The following is a 17,272-nucleotide window of genomic DNA, read 5'->3' on the forward strand; positions in this document are numbered from 1 at the left end:
ACGCAGTGTGATCCCCGAGATGAGGGAAGGATCCCCCTTTGGCTGCCTCGCGCACCTACGCACCTACTGCCGCTGACATCGCCGCCCGTACCGCGTCGCGTCGTATCAATTTTGCGAAGATCCCGGAGCCCATGCAGGCCCCGAACCTCCTCGCCCTGCAGACCGAGAGCTTCGACTGGCTCGTCGGGAACGAGAAGTGGCGCGCCCGCGTGGACGCCGCCAACGCCGAGCGCCCGGGCTCCCTGCCCGAGACGAGCGGCCTCGAGGAGATCTTCGACGAGATCTCCCCCATCGAGGACTTCGGCGAGACCATGGCCCTCTCGTTCCACGACCACCGCTTCGAGGAGCCGAAGTACACGGCCGAGGAGTGCCAGGAGAAGGACCTCACCTACTCCGCGCCCCTCTACGTCGTCGCCGACTTCGAGAACTTCCAGACCGGCGAGATCAAGTCGCAGACGGTCTTCATGGGCGACTTCCCGCTCATGACCGGCAAGGGCACCTTCATCGTCAACGGCTCCGAGCGCGTCGTCGTCTCCCAGCTCGTCCGCTCCCCGGGCGTCTACTTCGAGCGCACCACGGAGAAGTCGACGGACAAGTACGTCTACAACGTCAAGTTCATCCCCTCGCGCGGCGCCTGGCTCGAGTTCGAGGTCGACAAGAACGACCACGTCGCCGTCCGCGTCGACCGCAAGCGCAAGCAGGACATCACGGTCTTCCTCCTCGCCCTGGGCATGGACGAGGCCGAGATCCGCGAGGAGTTCAAGGACTACCCGGTCCTCACCTCCGCCCTCGACGAGGACCGCAAGGTCACCACGCAGGACGAGGCCCTCCTGGACATCTACAAGAAGATCCGTCCGGGCGAGCCGCCGAGCGTCGAGGCCGGCCGGACCCTCCTGGAGAACTTCTACTTCAACGCCAAGCGCTACGACCTCGCCAAGGTCGGCCGCTACAAGATCAACAAGAAGCTCGGCCTCACCGCCGACCTCACCGAGTCCGTCCTCCGCATCGAGGACATCGTCGCGGCACTCAAGTACCTCCTCTCGCTGCACGCCGGCGCCGAGACCGTCGAGGGTGTCCGCAACGGCGAGATCACCGACATCGCCGTCGAGTACGACGACATCGACCACCTCGGCAACCGCCGCATCCGCCAGGTCGGTGAGCTCATCCAGTCGCAGGTCCGCACCGGCATGAGCCGCATGGAGCGTCAGGTGCGCGAGCGCATGACGACCCAGGACGTCGAGGCCATCACGCCGAACACCCTCATCAACATCCGGCCCGTGACCGCCGCGATCAAGGAGTTCTTCGGAACCTCCCAGCTCTCGCAGTTCATGGACCAGAACAACCCGCTGGCCGGCATGACGCACAAGCGCCGCCTGTCCGCGCTGGGTCCCGGTGGCCTCTCGCGCGAGCGCGCCTCCATGGAGGTCCGCGACGTCCACACCTCGCACTACGGCCGCATGTGCCCCATCGAGTCCCCTGAGGGACCGAACATCGGCCTCATCGGCTCGCTGGCGACCTACGCCCGCGTCAACCCCTTCGGCTTCATCGAGACGCCCTACCGCGTGGTCAAGGACGGGCTCGTCACCGACGAGACGCACTACCTCACGGCAGACGACGAGGACCGCCACGTCATCGCCCAGGCGAACGTCGAGCTGACCGACGACAACCACTTCGCCGAGGACCACGTGCTCTGCCGCGTCACCGGCGGCGAGCCGGCGCTCGTCGAGGCCTCGCAGGTCGACCTCATGGACGTCTCGCCCCGCCAGATGGTCTCCGTGGGCACCTCGCTCATCCCGTTCCTCGAGCACGACGACGCGAACCGAGCCCTCATGGGCGCCAACATGCAGCGCCAGGCCGTGCCGCTCATCCGCCCCGACGCCCCGCTCGTGGGCACGGGCATGGAGCGCCGCACCGCCGTCGACGCCTGCGACGTCCTCGTCGCCACCAAGGGCGGCGTCGTCACCGAGGTCTGCGCCGACTTCGTCCGCGTGGCCAACGACGACGGCACCGAGACCGTCTACAAGGTCGCGAAGTTCCGCCGCTCCAACCAGGGCAACTGCTACAACCAGATCGTCGTCGCGAACGAGGGCGAGCGCGTCGAGGAGGGGTCCGTTCTCGCCGACGGCCCCGCCACCGAGGGCGGCGACCTCGCCCTCGGCCAGAACCTCCTCGTCGCCTTCATGACCTGGGAGGGCCTCAACTACGAGGACGCCATCATCGTGTCCCAGCGGGTCGTCTCCGAGGACCTGCTCACCTCGATCCACATCGAGGAGCACGAGGTCGACGCCCGTGACACCAAGCTCGGTGCCGAGGAGATCACCCGGGACATCCCGAACGTCTCCGAGGAGACCCTCGCCAACCTCGACGAGCGCGGCATCATCCGCATCGGCGCCGAGGTCCGCTCCGGCGACATCCTCGTCGGCAAGGTCACCCCGAAGGGCGAGACCGAGCTGACCAGCGAGGAGCGCCTGCTGCGCGCCATCTTCGGTGAGAAGGCCCGCGAGGTCCGCGACACCTCCCTGCGCGTCCCGCACGGCGAGTACGGCATCGTCACCGGCGTGCGCGAGTTCGACGCCTCCAGTGAGGACGCCGAGCTGCCCGCCGGCGTCAACCGCATGGTCCGCGTCTACATCGCCCAGCGCCGCAAGATCACGGTCGGCGACAAGCTCTCCGGCCGCCACGGCAACAAGGGCGTCATCTCCAAGATCAACCCGATCGAGGACATGCCCTTCCTCGCCGACGGCACCCCGGTCGACGTCATCCTCAACCCGCTCGGCGTGCCGAGCCGCATGAACGTCGGCCAGGTCCTCGAGCTGCACCTCGGCTGGGTCGCCTCCCGCGGCTGGGACGCCACCGCCGCCCGCGAGGCCGGCGAGGAGTGGGCCGTCCGCCTGCCCGAGGACGGCGTCAAGGCCGAGCCGCGCACGCCCGTCGCCACCCCGGTGTTCGACGGCGTCCGCGACGACGAGCTCATGGGTCTGCTGGACTCCACGCTCCCGAACCGCGACGGCGTCCAGCTCGTCCAGCCCAACGGCAAGGCCCGTCTCTTCGACGGCCGCTCCGGCGAGCCCTTCCCGTACCCGATCTCGGTCGGCTACATGTACATCCTCAAGCTCCACCACCTGGTGGACGACAAGATCCACGCCCGCTCCACCGGCCCATACTCGATGATCACCCAGCAGCCGCTCGGTGGTAAGGCCCAGTTCGGTGGTCAGCGCTTCGGCGAGATGGAGGTGTGGGCCATGGAGGCGTACGGCGCCGCCCACGCCCTCCAGGAGATCCTCACCGTCAAGTCCGACGACGTGAACGGTCGCGTCAAGGTCTACGAGGCCATCGTCAAGGGCGAGGACATCCCCGACCCCGGCATCCCCGAGTCCTTCAAGGTGCTCATGAAGGAGATGCAGTCGCTCTGCCTGAACGTCGAGGCGCTCGACCACGAGGGCAACGTCATCGGCCTGGACGACACGGACGACGACGGCCGCCGCGCCTCCGAGGAGCTCGGCTTCGACCTGGGCCGCCGCCCGGGCGGCGCCACCGCCTCGACGGTCGACGAGATCTGACCGAACCCACAGGCCCCGGTCGAGGGGCGGGGGAGCGGCTCACCACCTGAGCCGCGCCCGCCCCTCCCGGGAGCCCACGGGCCCCGCCGTCGTCGTGGAACCACGACGGCGGGCAGCCCCCACAGACACCTGAGCTGACATTTCATTCGGAAGTAGGAACTGTGCTCGACGCCAACGTCTTCGACAGGATCCAGCTCGGCCTCGCCACCGCTGAGGACATCAAGTCCTGGTCCCACGGTGAGGTCAAGAAGCCCGAGACCATCAACTACCGCACCCTCAAGCCGGAGAAGGACGGACTGTTCTGCGAGAAGATCTTCGGCCCCACCCGTGACTGGGAGTGCGCCTGCGGCAAGTACAAGCGCGTGCGCTACAAGGGCATCGTCTGCGAGCGCTGCGGCGTCGAGGTGACCCGCTCCAAGGTCCGCCGCGAGCGCATGGCCCACATCAAGCTGGCCGCGCCCGTGACCCACATCTGGTACTTCAAGGGCGTCCCCTCGCGCCTGGGCTACCTGCTCAACCTGGCGCCGAAGGACCTCGAGAAGGTCATCTACTTCGCCGCCTACATGGTGACCGAGGTCGACGAGGAGGGGCGCCACGACGACCTCCCGTCGCTCCGCGCCGAGCTCGAGGTCAAGAAGCAGCACGTCGAGGAGGCCGGCGAGGCCGACGTCGAGGCGCGCCAGAAGCGCCTCGAGGAGGACCTCGCCCAGCTCGAGGCCGAGGGCGCCGACCAGGCCCAGCGCGACAAGCTCCGCAAGACGGCCGAGCGCGAGATGGGCGCCCTGCGCCGCAAGAACACCCGCACCCTCGAGCACATGGACAAGGTGTGGGACCGCTTCGTGTCCCTCAAGGTCGGAGACCTCGAGGGCGACGAGGTCCTGTACCGCGACATGGTCGCGGACTACGGCATCTACTTCAAGGGCGCCATGGGTGCGGAGGCCATCCAGTCCCGCCTGCGCACCTTCGACCTGGACGCCGAGGCCGAGTCCCTCTCCGAGATCGTCGCCAACGGCTCCGGCCAGCGCAAGACCCGCGCCATCAAGCGCCTCAAGGTCATCAACGCGTTCCGGATCACCGGTACCGCGCCCGAGGCGATGGTGCTGGACAACATCCCGGTCATCCCGCCGGACCTGCGCCCCATGGTCCAGTTGGACGGCGGCCGCTTCGCGACCTCCGACCTCAACGACCTCTACCGCCGCGTCATCAACCGCAACAACCGCCTCAAGCGGCTGATGGACCTCGGCGCCCCGACGATCATCGTCAACAACGAGAAGCGCATGCTGCAGGACGCCGTCGACGCCCTGTTCGACAACGGCCGTCGCGGGCGCCCGGTCACGGGCGTCGGCAACCGGCCGCTCAAGTCCCTCTCCGACATGCTCAAGGGCAAGCAGGGCCGCTTCCGCCAGAACCTCCTGGGCAAGCGCGTCGACTACTCGGGCCGTTCGGTCATCGTCGTCGGCCCCCAGCTCAAGCTGCACCAGTGCGGCCTGCCGAGCGTCATGGCGCTCGAGCTCTTCAAGCCCTTCGTCATGAAGCGCCTCGTCGAGCTCAAGGAGGCCCAGAACGTCAAGGCCGCCAAGCGCATGGTCGAGCGCCAGAACCCCAAGGTGTGGGACGTCCTGGCCGAGGTCATCCGCGAGCACCCGGTGCTTCTCAACCGCGCCCCCACGCTGCACCGCCTGGGCATCCAGGCCTTCGAGCCGCAGCTCATCGAGGGCAAGGCCATGCAGCTCCACCCGCTCGTGTGCGGCGCCTTCAACGCCGACTTCGACGGCGACCAGATGGCGATCCACCTGCCGCTGGGCGCCGAGGCGCAGGCCGAGGCCCGCGTCCTCATGCTCTCGAGCAACAACATCCTCAAGCCCTCCGACGGCCGCCCCGTCACCATGCCCTCGCAGGACATGATCATCGGAACCTACTACCTCACGAACACGCCGGACCCGGCCGTCGAGGTCTTCAAGGACGCCGAGGGCAACGAGGTCGTCCCGGCCTTCTCCTCCTTCGCGGAGGCGATCATGGCCCACGACTTCGGCTTCCTCGACATGAACGCCACGGCCGACATCCGCTTCGAGGAGGGCATCACGCCCCCCGAGGACTGGGAGGCCCCCGAGGGCTACGAGGATGGCGACCCGATCACGCTGCGCACCTCGCTCGGCCGCGCGATCTTCAACACCGGTCTTCCGGAGTCCTTCCCGTACGTCAACTACGTGGTGGACAAGAAGAAGCTGGGGAACATCATCAACACCCTGGCCGAGTCCTACCCGCGCGTGGACGTCGCCGCCTCGCTGGACGCGCTCAAGTCCAACGGCTTCCACTGGTCCACCTGGTCCGGTATCACCGTCGCCTTCGCGGACGTCGTCTCCCCCGCCTCCAAGCCGGAGATCCTCGCCCGCTACGAGGCCGAGGCCGCCGAGATCGAGGAGCAGTTCGAGCTCGGTGCGCTCACCGAGGAGGACCGCTACTCCTCCCTCATCGACATCTGGACGAAGGCCACCAACGAGGTCGCCGACGCCATGCGCGAGAACTTCCCCGAGCGCAACACCGTCTTCCAGATGGTGTCCTCCGGTGGTCGAGGCAACTGGGACCAGATCCGCCAGCTCGCCGGCATGCGCGGCCTCGTGGCCGACCCGAAGCAGCGCCTCATCGAGCGCCCGATCAAGTCGAACTACCGCGAGGGCCTGTCCGTCCTCGAGTACTTCATCGCGACCCACGGCGCCCGCAAGGGCCTCGCCGACACCGCGCTCCGCACGGCCGACTCCGGCTACCTGACCCGCCGTCTCGTCGACGTCTCCCAGGACGTCATCGTTCGCGAGGACGACTGCGGCACCCGCAAGGGCCTCACCAAGCGGATCTTCTCCTGGAAGGAGATCGACGGCGAGCGCGTCAAGGAGCCCAGCGAGATCCTCGGCACCACCGTCTACGGCACCACGCTTGCGCGCGACGCCGTCGACGCTGACGGCAACGTCATCATCGCCGCGGGCACCGACCTCGGCGACGCCGAGATCCAGGCCGCCATCGAGGCCGGGATCGAGGAGGTCGTCTGCCGCTCGGTCCTCACCTGCGACTCCCAGGTCGGCACCTGCGCCGCCTGCTACGGCCGCTCGCTGGCCTCCGGCAAGCGAGTCGACATCGGCGAGGCGGTCGGCATCATCGCCGCCCAGTCCATCGGTGAGCCCGGCACGCAGCTGACCATGCGTACCTTCCACACCGGTGGTGCGGCCGGCGCCGCCGACATCACGCAGGGTCTTCCCCGCGTCCAGGAGCTCTTCGAGGCCCGGACCCCGAAGGGTGAGGCCGCCGTGGCCGAGGCGGCTGGCACGGTCAAGATCGAGGACGACGCCGAGGGCAAGCGCCTCATCATCACCCGCGACGACGGCGAGGAGGACCTCGTGGTCCCCGTCTCGCGCCGCCAGCGCCTCCTCGTCACCGACGGCGACCACGTGGAGCCGGGCGACGCCCTCACCGAGGGCCCGATCGACCCCAAGAAGGTCCTGCGCCTGCGCAGCGTCGGCGCCACCCAGCGCCACCTCGTGGACGAGGTCCAGGAGGTCTACCGCTCCCAGGGCGTGGACATCCACTCCAAGCACATCGAGGTCATCGTGCGCCAGATGCTGCGCCGCGTGACGATCCTCGAGGCGGGGGACACGAACCTCCTTCAGGGCGACCTGGTGGACGTCATGAACTTCCGCGCCGAGAACCGCCGCGTCATGGCCGAGGGCGGCAAGCCCGCCTCCGGGCGTACGGAGCTCATGGGCATCACCAAGGCCTCGCTGGCCACGGACTCCTGGCTGTCCGCCGCCTCCTTCCAGGAGACGACGCGCGTCCTCACCGAGGCCGCGATGAACGGCAAGTCCGACCCGCTCCTGGGCCTCAAGGAGAACGTCATCCTCGGTAAGCTCATCCCCGCCGGCACGGGCCTGTCCCGCTACTCGGACATCGAGGTCGAGCCCACCGAGGAGGTCAAGCAGGAGGTCTTCTCCCGCACGGGCTACAACGACGACGTCTTCGGCGTCGGCGAGTCGGTCGCCCTGGACGACTTCTCCTTCGGCGGCGACTTCCGCGCGGACTTCTCCGACGACTTCCGCACCGGCTTCCACGGCGGCGAGGACTACCAGTTCTGACCCGCTGACCGGGCGGCTCCGGCGCCCGGGACCGGACCCTCGGCGGGCCCGTCACCCCTCGCGGGGTGACGGGCCGTCCGTCGTCGGGACCGACACCCGCGCGGGTGCGGGGTGTCGAGCACCACGGCCCCGGGGGCCGTCGCGACCTGGCGGTGAGGCGAGGTGCACCGGTATCGTGTCATTCGGTGCCCCCTTGCGGGTCGCCGTTCTCCATTCCGTTCCCAGCCGGCCCAGCCGGCCACGCGGGTCTGCCGCGGCGGGAACCGACGGGCCCCTCCGCGGGGCTCCGGGCGTCCGGACCACGGGTCCGTGGGACGCACCGGCCCAAGACCCGCGGCGACGTGCGCCGTAAGGGGAGCGGGGGCGGCACGAGGGCAGCAGAACTGTCCCACGCACTTCAAGATGGAGAATCAGTAGTGCCTACCATCCAGCAGCTGGTCCGCAAGGGCCGCTCGACGAAGCGCGCGGCGTCCAAGACGCCGGCGCTCAAGGCCAGCCCGCAGCGTCGTGGCGTGTGCACCCGCGTGTACACCACGACCCCGAAGAAGCCGAACTCCGCCCTTCGTAAGGTCGCCCGCGTGCGCCTCTCGTCCGGCATCGAGGTCACCGCGTACATCCCCGGTGAGGGGCACAACCTCCAGGAGCACTCGATCGTGCTCGTCCGCGGCGGTCGTGTGAAGGACCTTCCCGGTGTCCGCTACCACATCGTGCGCGGCGCCCTCGACACCCAGGGCGTCAAGGGCCGTGGCCAGGCGCGCTCCAAGTACGGCGCCAAGAAGGAGAAGAAGTAATGCCTCGCAAGGGTCCCGCCCCCAAGCGCCCGCTCGTCGTCGACCCCGTCTACGGCTCGCCGGTCGTCACCCAGCTCGTCAACCGCGTCCTCCTCGACGGCAAGAAGTCCACCGCCGAGCGCATCGTCTACGGAGCCCTTGAGGGCGTCCGCGCCAAGACGGACCAGGACCCGGTCACCGTCCTCAAGCGCGCCCTGGACAACATCCGCCCGGCCCTCGAGGTCCGCTCCCGCCGCGTCGGCGGCGCGACCTACCAGGTCCCGGTGGAGGTCCGCCCGAACCGCGCCACCACCCTCGCCCTTCGCTGGCTCGTCGACTTCTCGCGCGAGCGTCGCGAGAACACGATGACCGAGCGCCTCATGAACGAGATCCTGGACGCGTCCAACGGTCTCGGCGCCGCCGTCAAGCGTCGCGAGGACATGCACCGAATGGCCGAGTCCAACAAGGCCTTCGCCCACTACCGCTGGTAACCAGCAGAACGTCGGCCGGGGTCCGCCCCCGGCGGCCCCGGCCGACGGCTCTTCTTCCTCAACCACACTGAACGAAGGACTCAACTCGTGGCACTTGACGTGCTGACCGACCTCACCAAGGTCCGCAACATCGGCATCATGGCCCACATCGATGCCGGCAAGACGACCGTGACGGAGCGCATCCTCTTCTACACGGGCATCAACTACAAGATCGGCGAGACCCACGACGGCGCCTCGACGATGGACTGGATGGAGCAGGAGCAGGAGCGCGGCATCACGATCACGTCCGCCGCGACGACGTGCTTCTGGAAGAAGAACCAGATCAACATCATCGACACCCCCGGGCACGTCGACTTCACGGTGGAGGTCGAGCGCTCCCTGCGAGTGCTCGACGGTGCCGTGGCCGTCTTCGACGGCAAGGAGGGCGTCGAGCCCCAGTCCGAGACCGTGTGGCGTCAGGCCGACAAGTACAACGTCCCCCGCATCTGCTTCATCAACAAGATGGACAAGCTGGGCGCCGACTTCGACTACTCGGTCCAGACGATCAAGGACCGCCTCCACGCGACGCCGATCGTCCTCAACTTCCCGATCGGTGCGGAGAACGACTTCTCCGGCGTCGTCGACGTGCTCGAGATGCGCGCCGTCCGCTTCCCGGAGAAGGACGCCGACGGCGTCGAGACCCGCGGCTCCGTCGTCGAGTACGAGGAGATCCCCGCCGAGCTCCAGGCCAAGGCCGAGGAGCTGCGCAGCGAGCTCGTCGAGACCGTCGCTGAGGCCGACGACGAGCTCATGGAGAAGTACCTCGAGGGCGAGGAGCTGACGATCGCCGAGCTCAAGCGCGGCATCCGCAAGCTCACCATCGCCGGCGAGGCCTTCCCGGTCCTCGCGGGCTCCGCGTTCAAGAACAAGGGCGTTCAGCCCATGCTCGACGCCGTCCTCGACTACCTCCCGTCCCCGCTGGACGTCCCCGCCGTCGAGGGCCACGCCGTCGGCGACGAGGAGACGGTCCTCACCCGCGAGGCGGACGAGAACGCCCCGTTCTCCGCCCTGGCGTTCAAGGTCGCCACGCACCCCTTCTACGGCAAGCTCGTGTACGTGCGCGTCTACTCCGGCAAGGTCGCGCAGGGCGACATGGTCCTCAACGCGACCAAGGGCAAGAAGGAGCGCATCGGCAAGCTCTTCCAGATGCACTCCAACAAGGAGAACCCGGTCGAGCAGGCCCACGCCGGCCACATCTACGCCTTCATCGGCCTCAAGGACGTCACCACCGGTGACACGCTCTGCGCGCAGAACGACCCGGTCATCCTCGAGTCCATGAGCTTCCCGGCGCCGGTCATCCACGTGGCCATCGAGCCCAAGACCAAGGGCGACCAGGAGAAGCTCGGCGTCGCCATCCAGAAGCTCTCCGAGGAGGACCCGACCTTCACGGTCGAGCTCGACGAGGAGACCGGCCAGACCGTCATCGGCGGTATGGGCGAGCTGCACCTCGACGTCTTCGTCGACCGCATGCGCCGCGAGTTCAAGGTGGAGGCCAACGTCGGTAACCCGATGGTCGCCTACCGCGAGACCATCCGCAAGAAGGTCGAGAAGGTCGACTACACGCACAAGAAGCAGACTGGTGGATCCGGCCAGTTCGCGAAGGTGCAGATGTCCTTCGAGCCCCTCGTCCTCACGGACGAGGAGAAGTCCAAGGACGACGAGGACCAGGCGCACTACGAGTTCGTCAACGCCGTCACCGGTGGCCGCGTCCCGCGCGAGTACATCCCGTCCGTCGACGCGGGCGTCCAGGACGCCATGCAGACGGGCGTCCTCGCCGGCTACCCGATGGTGGACATCAAGGCGACCCTCCTTGACGGTGCTTACCACGAGGTCGACTCCTCCGAGATGGCGTTCAAGATCGCCGGCTCGCAGGCGTTCAAGGAGGGTGCGAAGAAGGCCAGCCCGGTCCTCCTCGAGCCCGTCATGGCCGTCGAGGTCCGCACCCCCGAGGAGTACATGGGCGACGTCATCGGCGACCTCAACTCCCGCCGCGGCATGATCCAGTCCATGGAGGACGCCCAGGGCGTCAAGGTCGTCAAGGCCGCCGTGCCCCTGTCCGAGATGTTCGGCTACGTCGGCGACCTGCGCTCCAAGACGCAGGGCCGCGCCGTGTACTCGATGAGCTTCGACTCCTACGCGGAGGTCCCGAAGAACGTCGCCGACGAGATCATCGCCAAGGCCAAGGGCGAGTGACCCCTCCGGCTCTCCCGGGGGCCGGACGGTTCCTGACCGGCCCCCGGGAGGTCCCGGGCGCTCGCACCCGTGACGCCCTTTCCAGTAAGATTTCCAACAATTCACCAGTAGAGACTCTCTGCGTCACCACGGCTAGCATGTGACCCAGTCGTATCCCGACGAAGAGAACTACCCGAGTCCAGGAGGACACCAGTGGCCAAGGCCAAGTACGACAAGACCAAGCCGCACGTCAACATCGGCACCATCGGACACGTCGACCACGGTAAGACGACGCTGACCGCGGCGATTTCCAAGGTCCTGCACGACGAGTACCCGGAACTCAACCCCTTCACCCCCTTCGACGAGATCGACAAGGCTCCTGAGGAGCGCCAGCGCGGTATCACGATCAACATCGCGCACGTCGAGTACCAGACCGCCGCGCGTCACTACGCCCACGTCGACGCCCCCGGCCACGCCGACTACATCAAGAACATGATCACCGGTGCCGCCCAGATGGATGGCGCCATCCTCGTGGTCGCCGCCACCGACGGCCCGATGGCCCAGACCCGCGAGCACGTCCTGCTCGCCCGTCAGGTCGGCGTCCCGGTCCTCCTCGTCGCCCTCAACAAGGCCGACATGGTGGACGACGAGGAGCTCCTCGACCTCGTCGAGATGGAGGTCCGCGAGCTCCTGTCCTCGCAGGACTACGACGGCGACAACGCCCCCGTGATCCGCGTGTCCGCCCTCAAGGCCCTCGAGGGCGACGAGGAGTGGGCCGGCAAGATCAAGGAGCTCATGGACGCGGTCGACGAGTACATCCCGACCCCGGAGCGCGACCTCGACAAGCCCTTCCTCATGCCCGTCGAGGACGTCTTCACCATCACCGGTCGCGGTACCGTCGTCACCGGCCGTGTGGAGCGCGGCAAGCTCGCGATCAACTCCGAGGTCGAGATCCTCGGTATCCGCGACCCGCAGAAGACCACGGTCACCGGCATCGAGATGTTCCACAAGTCGATGGACGAGGCGTGGGCCGGCGAGAACTGCGGTCTCCTTCTCCGCGGTACCCGTCGTGAGGACGTCGAGCGCGGCCAGGTTGTCTGCAAGCCCGGCTCAATCACCCCGCACACCGAGTTCGAGGGCCACGTCTACATCCTCACCAAGGACGAGGGCGGCCGCCACAACCCCTTCTACTCGAACTACCGCCCGCAGTTCTACTTCCGCACCACGGACGTCACCGGTGTCATCACCCTCCCCGAGGGCACCGAGATGGTCATGCCCGGCGACACCACCGAGATGTCTGTCGAGCTCATCCAGCCCATCGCCATGGAGGAGGGCCTCGGCTTCGCCATCCGCGAGGGTGGCCGCACCGTCGGCTCCGGCCGCGTCACCAAGATCATCAAGTGACGATCTGACGCTGCCTGACTGAGAAGTCACCTGGATCCCCCGGCCTCCGCGAGGAGGCCGGGGGATTCTCCGTCTCCGCGCGGCGGCCGGCCGACACGGCGTGCGGCGTATGTGCGACACGCCCGAACGCGTGGACCAGGTGGGCGGTCTCACAGGGGTCGGGCGCCCTCTCGACTACCGTCGGCACCGACGACGCTGATAGCGTTACCGGGCTGGTGCGGACGGGCGTCCGCGCGAGCCAACTCCCGGGGCCGACCCGGGAACCAGTCTGACGGACCCGCTCCACTCGGGTTTCCGTGTGTCCAGACCGGCCACATCTACTTCACAGCGGAGCTCCTTGCGCGTCGCGATCGCGACACGCCCGAGCGCGTGGACCGGTCACCGAAAGTACGAGAGAGGTTAGGCGCCATGGCGGGACAGAAGATCCGCATCCGGCTCAAGTCCTACGACCACGAGGTCATCGACAGCTCGGCGCGCAAGATCGTCGACGTCGTGACCCGCGCTGGTGCGACGGTCGTGGGCCCCGTGCCGCTGCCGACCGAGAAGAACGTGTTCTGCGTCATCCGGTCGCCGCACAAGTACAAGGACAGCCGCGAGCACTTCGAGATGCGCACGCACAAGCGGCTGATCGACATCATCGACCCGACGCCGAAGGCCGTCGACTCGCTCATGCGTCTCGACCTGCCGGCCGACGTCAACATCGAGATCAAGCTCTGAGGACTGAAGCCATGACTACGCTTAACCAGCCGGCTGCTGCCGCGCCTGCCAAGGCGCTGCTCGGCACCAAGCTCGGCATGACGCAGATCTGGGACGAGAACGGCATCCTCCGTCCCGTCACCGTTGTCCGCGTCGACACCAACGTCGTGACCCAGGTCCGCACCGTCGAGACCGACGGCTACGAGGCCGTCCAGCTCGCCTTCGGCGACGTCGACGAGCGCAAGGTCACCAAGCCCCTCGCGGGCCACTTCGCCAAGGCCGGGGTCGCCCCCCGCCGTCACGTCGCCGAGGTTCGCACCTCCCTCGCCGGGGAGTTCGCCCCCGGTCAGGAGCTCACCGCGGAGACCTTCGAGGTCGGCCAGAAGGTCGACGTCACCGGCACCTCCAAGGGCAAGGGCTTCGCCGGCGTCATGAAGCGTCACGGCTTCCAGGGCGTCTCGGCCTCCCACGGTGCCCACCGCAACCACCGCAAGCCCGGCTCCGTCGGCGCCTGCGCCACCCCCGGTCGCATCTTCAAGGGCCTGCGCATGGCCGGCCACATGGGTCACGAGACCTCCACCGTCCAGAACCTCAAGGTGCGCGGGGTCGACGCCGACAAGGGCGTCCTCCTTGTCAACGGCGCCATCCCGGGCCCCAAGGGCGCGGTCGTCGTCGTCCGCACCGCCGTGAAGGGAGCCTGACACCATGGCACAGGCACTGACCGTCGACATCGTCGACTCCAAGGGCGCCAAGACCGGCACGGCCGAGCTTCCGGCCGAGGTCTTCGACGTCGAGACCAACATCCCGCTCATGCACCAGGTCGTCGTCGCGCAGCTCGCCGCGGCCCGCCAGGGCACGCACGCCACCAAGACCCGCGGCAACGTCCGCGGCGGTGGTAAGAAGCCCTACCGCCAGAAGGGCACCGGCCGCGCCCGCCAGGGTTCGATCCGCGCCCCGCAGTACGTCGGCGGTGGCACCGTGCACGGTCCGCAGCCGCGCGACTACAGCCAGCGGACGCCCAAGAAGATGAAGGCCGCCGCCCTGCGCTCGGCCCTGTCGGACCGCGCCCGCAACGGCCGCGTCCACGTCATCACCGAGTTCGTCACCTCCGAGACGCCCTCCACCAAGTCGGCTCTCACGGCGCTGCGCAACCTCACGGGCCGCAAGTCCCTGGTCGTCGCCACACGCGAGGACGAGCTCACCGCGCTCAGTCTGCGCAACGCCCCTGAGGCGCTCGTGCTCTGGGCCGATCAGCTCAACACCTACGACGTCCTCGTCAACGATGACGTCGTCTTCACTGCCGCCGCCCTGGACTCGTTCCTCGGCACGGGCGAGGAGGAGTCCAAGTGAGCCTCGAGAAGTCCAAGAACCCCCGCGACGTCATCGTCGCGCCGGTCGTCTCCGAGAAGTCCTACGCCTGCATGGACCGTGGCCAGTACACGTTCATCGTGGCGCCGGGTTCCAACAAGACCGAGATCAAGCAGGCCGTCGAGGCCATCTTCGACGTCAAGGTCGACTCCGTGAACACGGTCAACCGCAAGGGCAAGACCCGTCGCACCCGCACGGGCACCGGCAAGGCCAAGGACACCAAGCGCGCGATCGTCACGCTGCGCGAGGGGACCATCGACATCTTTGGCGAACTGGCTGAGTGAGCCAGGGAAGGTAAAGGATCGACATGGCAATCCGTAAGTACAAGCCGACGACGCCGGGTCGCCGCGGCTCCTCCGTGGCCGACTTCGTCGAGATCACGCGCAGCGAGCCCGAGAAGTCCCTCGTCCGTCCGCTCAGCAAGTCCGGCGGCCGCAACTCCAACGGCCGCGTCACCACGCGTCACAAGGGCGGCGGCCACAAGCGCGCCTACCGCGTCGTCGACTTCCGTCGCAACGACAAGGACGGCGTTCCCGCCAAGGTCGCTCACATCGAGTACGACCCCAACCGCACCGCCCGCATCGCGCTCCTGCACTACGCGGACGGCGAGAAGCGCTACATCATCGCGCCGAACCGCCTCTCGCAGGGCGAGGTCGTCGAGGCCGGCCCGAACGCCGACATCAAGCCCGGCAACAACCTGCCGCTGCGCAACATCCCGACCGGTACGGTCGTCCACGCCGTCGAGCTCCGCCCCGGTGGCGGCGCCAAGATCGCCCGCTCCGCGGGCACCTCGGTGCAGCTCGTCGCCAAGGAGGGCAAGTACGCCCAGCTGCGCATGCCCTCCGGCGAGATCCGCAACGTCGAGATCTCCTGCCGCGCCACTATCGGCGAGGTGGGCAACGCCGAGCAGTCCAACATCAGCTGGGGCAAGGCCGGCCGCATGCGCTGGAAGGGCGTCCGCCCGACCGTCCGCGGTGTCGTCATGAACCCGGTGGACCACCCGCACGGTGGCGGTGAGGGCCGCACCAGCGGTGGTCGTCACCCCGTCTCCCCGTGGGGCAAGCCCGAGGGCCGTACCCGTCGTCCCAACAAGTCCAGCGACCGCCTCATCGTGCGTCGTCGTCGGACCGGCAAGAAGCGCTGATAGGAGCCTGATATGCCGCGCAGTCTGAAGAAGGGTCCCTTCGTCGACGACCACCTCCTCAAGAAGGTGGACGCCCAGAACGAGAAGGGCACCAAGAACGTCATCAAGACCTGGTCCCGTCGTTCGGTCATCACGCCGGACTTCCTCGGACACACCTTCGCCGTCCACGACGGTCGCAAGCACGTCCCGGTCTTCATCACCGAGTCCATGGTGGGCCACAAGCTCGGCGAGTTCGCTCCGACCCGTACCTTCCGTGGGCACGTCAAGGACGACCGCAAGGCGCGTCGCTGACGCCGTCGGAAGCAGAGAGGCAGAGAACATGGAAGCCAAGGCGCAGGCCAAGTACGTGCGCTGCACGCCGATGAAGGCTCGCCGCGTCGTGGACGTCGTCCGCGGCAAGCGCGCCGTCGAGGCCGTCAACGTGCTCCGTTTCGCCCCGCAGGCCGCTGCGGTGCCGGTGCGCAAGGTCATCGAGTCCGCCATCGCCAACGCCCGGGTCAAGGCCGAGCGTGACGGCGAGCGGTTCGACGAGAACGAGCTCTTCATCACCGAGGTGTTCGCCGACGAGGGCCCGACCCTCAAGCGGTTCCGGCCGCGCGCCCAGGGGCGCGCCAGCCGGATCCTCAAGCGCACCTCGCACATCACCGTCATCGTCGGCGACAAGGCCGACTCCGCGAAGAAGGAAGGAGCCCGGTAATGGGGCAGAAGGTCAACCCGACCGGGTTCCGCCTGGGCATCACCACGGACCACCGCTCGCGCTGGTTCGCCGACTCCACGAAGCCCGGTCAGCGGTACCGCGACTTCGTCGACGAGGACGTCAAGATCCGCCGCCTCATGGAGGACGGCATGGAGCGGGCCGGTATCTCCAAGGTCGACATCGAGCGCACCCGTGACCGCGTCCGCGTCGACCTCCACACCGCCCGTCCCGGCATCGTCATCGGTCGCCGCGGCGCCGAGGCCGAGCGCCTGCGCGGTCAGCTCGAGAAGCTGACCGGCAAGCAGGTCCAGCTCAACATCCTCGAGGTCAAGAACCCCGATCTCGACGCGCAGCTCGTCGCCCAGGGCATCGCGGAGCAGCTCGCCAGCCGAGTCTCCTTCCGCCGCGCCATGCGCAAGGGCATGCAGTCCGCGATGCGCGCTGGCGCCAAGGGCATCCGCGTCCAGTGCGCGGGCCGTCTCGGTGGCGCCGAGATGAGTCGCTCCGAGTTCTACCGCGAGGGCCGCGTGCCGCTGCACACCCTCCGTGCGAACATCGACTACGGCTTCTACGAGGCCAAGACCACCTTCGGACGTCTCGGCGTCAAGGTGTGGATCTACAAGGGCGACATGACCGAGCGCGAGTTCGAGGCGCAGCAGGCCGTGTCCAGCCCCCGCGGCCGTGGTGGCCGTGGCGAGCGCCGCGGCGGCCGCCGCGGTGACCGCGCTCCGCGTCAGAGCAACGAGCAGCAGGCCGAGCAGACGCCGGCCGCCGAGAACGCTGCCGCAGACCAGGGAACGGAGGCCTGAG

At 68.2% G+C, this 17,272-nt stretch carries 14 protein-coding genes; all 14 read left to right on the forward strand.

The features are described from left to right. Nucleotides 1–38 precede the first annotated feature (38 nt). The 14 genes from rpoB (at nt 39) to rpsC (ending at nt 17,271) form a co-directional block, all read left to right on the forward strand. Nucleotides 39–3,560, forward strand: coding sequence for a DNA-directed RNA polymerase subunit beta (gene rpoB, locus IXW69_RS01570; protein WP_194784644.1), 3,522 nt, complete (start codon nt 39–41; stop codon nt 3,558–3,560). Between the two features lie 161 nt (nt 3,561–3,721). Beyond that, on the forward strand, nt 3,722–7,681 hold the full coding sequence (locus IXW69_RS01575) for a DNA-directed RNA polymerase subunit beta' (RefSeq protein WP_194784645.1): 3,960 nt from the start codon (nt 3,722–3,724) through the stop codon (nt 7,679–7,681). Nucleotides 7,682–8,097: 416 nt separating this feature from the next. After that, nucleotides 8,098–8,472: a 30S ribosomal protein S12 gene (rpsL, locus tag IXW69_RS01580; RefSeq protein ID WP_194784646.1), complete on the forward strand. Its 375-nt coding sequence runs from the start codon at nt 8,098–8,100 to the stop codon at nt 8,470–8,472. Next, a complete protein-coding gene (rpsG, locus tag IXW69_RS01585; protein WP_067942036.1) occupies nt 8,472–8,942 on the forward strand; it encodes a 30S ribosomal protein S7 in 471 nt (156 codons plus the stop codon). The genes rpsL and rpsG overlap by 1 nt, the downstream gene beginning before the upstream one ends. A gap of 87 nt (nt 8,943–9,029) precedes the next feature. Further along, on the forward strand, nt 9,030–11,174 hold the full coding sequence (gene fusA / locus IXW69_RS01590) for an elongation factor G (protein WP_194784647.1): 2,145 nt from the start codon (nt 9,030–9,032) through the stop codon (nt 11,172–11,174). A gap of 192 nt (nt 11,175–11,366) precedes the next feature. Continuing rightward, complete coding sequence (gene tuf / locus IXW69_RS01595) at nt 11,367–12,557, forward strand: elongation factor Tu (protein ID WP_194784648.1); 1,191 nt, start codon at nt 11,367–11,369, stop codon at nt 12,555–12,557. 408 nt (nt 12,558–12,965) lie between these two features. Continuing rightward, entirely contained in the window at nt 12,966–13,274 is a 309-nt protein-coding gene (gene rpsJ / locus IXW69_RS01600) for a 30S ribosomal protein S10 (protein ID WP_005987219.1), read from the forward strand. An 11-nt stretch (nt 13,275–13,285) separates the two neighbouring features. Next, nucleotides 13,286–13,954 carry a 50S ribosomal protein L3 gene (gene rplC / locus IXW69_RS01605; RefSeq protein ID WP_194784649.1) on the forward strand — a complete coding sequence of 223 codons (669 nt, stop codon included), beginning with the start codon at nt 13,286–13,288 and terminating at the stop codon, nt 13,952–13,954. A 4-nt stretch (nt 13,955–13,958) separates the two neighbouring features. Continuing rightward, nucleotides 13,959–14,603, forward strand: a complete 645-nt coding sequence (gene rplD / locus IXW69_RS01610; protein ID WP_194784650.1) for a 50S ribosomal protein L4 — start codon at nt 13,959–13,961, stop codon at nt 14,601–14,603. Then, nucleotides 14,600–14,905: a 50S ribosomal protein L23 gene (gene rplW / locus IXW69_RS01615; protein ID WP_067942047.1), complete on the forward strand. Its 306-nt coding sequence runs from the start codon at nt 14,600–14,602 to the stop codon at nt 14,903–14,905. The genes rplD and rplW overlap by 4 nt, the downstream gene beginning before the upstream one ends. A 23-nt stretch (nt 14,906–14,928) precedes the next feature. After that, the gene (gene rplB, locus IXW69_RS01620) at nt 14,929–15,765 is read left to right on the forward strand and encodes a 50S ribosomal protein L2 (RefSeq protein ID WP_194784651.1); all 837 of its coding nucleotides are present in this window, start codon (nt 14,929–14,931) and stop codon (nt 15,763–15,765) included. Nucleotides 15,766–15,777: 12 nt separating this feature from the next. Then, a complete protein-coding gene (gene rpsS, locus IXW69_RS01625) occupies nt 15,778–16,056 on the forward strand; it encodes a 30S ribosomal protein S19 (RefSeq protein ID WP_194784652.1) in 279 nt (92 codons plus the stop codon). Between the two features lie 28 nt (nt 16,057–16,084). Further along, complete coding sequence (rplV, locus tag IXW69_RS01630; protein WP_194784653.1) at nt 16,085–16,462, forward strand: 50S ribosomal protein L22; 378 nt, start codon at nt 16,085–16,087, stop codon at nt 16,460–16,462. After that, nucleotides 16,462–17,271: a 30S ribosomal protein S3 gene (gene rpsC, locus IXW69_RS01635; protein ID WP_194784654.1), complete on the forward strand. Its 810-nt coding sequence runs from the start codon at nt 16,462–16,464 to the stop codon at nt 17,269–17,271. Before rplV ends, rpsC begins: the two co-directional genes overlap by 1 nt. Nucleotide 17,272: the final 1 nt, after the last annotated feature.

The sequence above is a fragment of the Actinomyces haliotis genome, from assembly GCF_015355765.1.
GTDB lineage: Bacteria > Actinomycetota > Actinomycetes > Actinomycetales > Actinomycetaceae > Actinomyces > Actinomyces haliotis.

Bases quoted from the DNA above. Each gene is read 5' to 3' on its own strand.
- rpsG (WP_067942036.1), top strand. From the start codon at position 8,472: ATGCCTCGCAAGGGTCCCGCCCCCAAGCGCCCGCTCGTCGTCGACCCC.
- rplB (WP_194784651.1), top strand. From the start codon at position 14,929: ATGGCAATCCGTAAGTACAAGCCGACGACGCCGGGTCGCCGCGGCTCC.
- rpsS (WP_194784652.1), top strand. From the start codon at position 15,778: ATGCCGCGCAGTCTGAAGAAGGGTCCCTTCGTCGACGACCACCTCCTC.
- rplV (WP_194784653.1), top strand. From the start codon at position 16,085: ATGGAAGCCAAGGCGCAGGCCAAGTACGTGCGCTGCACGCCGATGAAG.
- rplD (WP_194784650.1), top strand. From the start codon at position 13,959: ATGGCACAGGCACTGACCGTCGACATCGTCGACTCCAAGGGCGCCAAG.
- rpsC (WP_194784654.1), top strand. From the start codon at position 16,462: ATGGGGCAGAAGGTCAACCCGACCGGGTTCCGCCTGGGCATCACCACG.
- rplC (WP_194784649.1), top strand. From the start codon at position 13,286: ATGACTACGCTTAACCAGCCGGCTGCTGCCGCGCCTGCCAAGGCGCTG.
- rpsJ (WP_005987219.1), top strand. From the start codon at position 12,966: ATGGCGGGACAGAAGATCCGCATCCGGCTCAAGTCCTACGACCACGAG.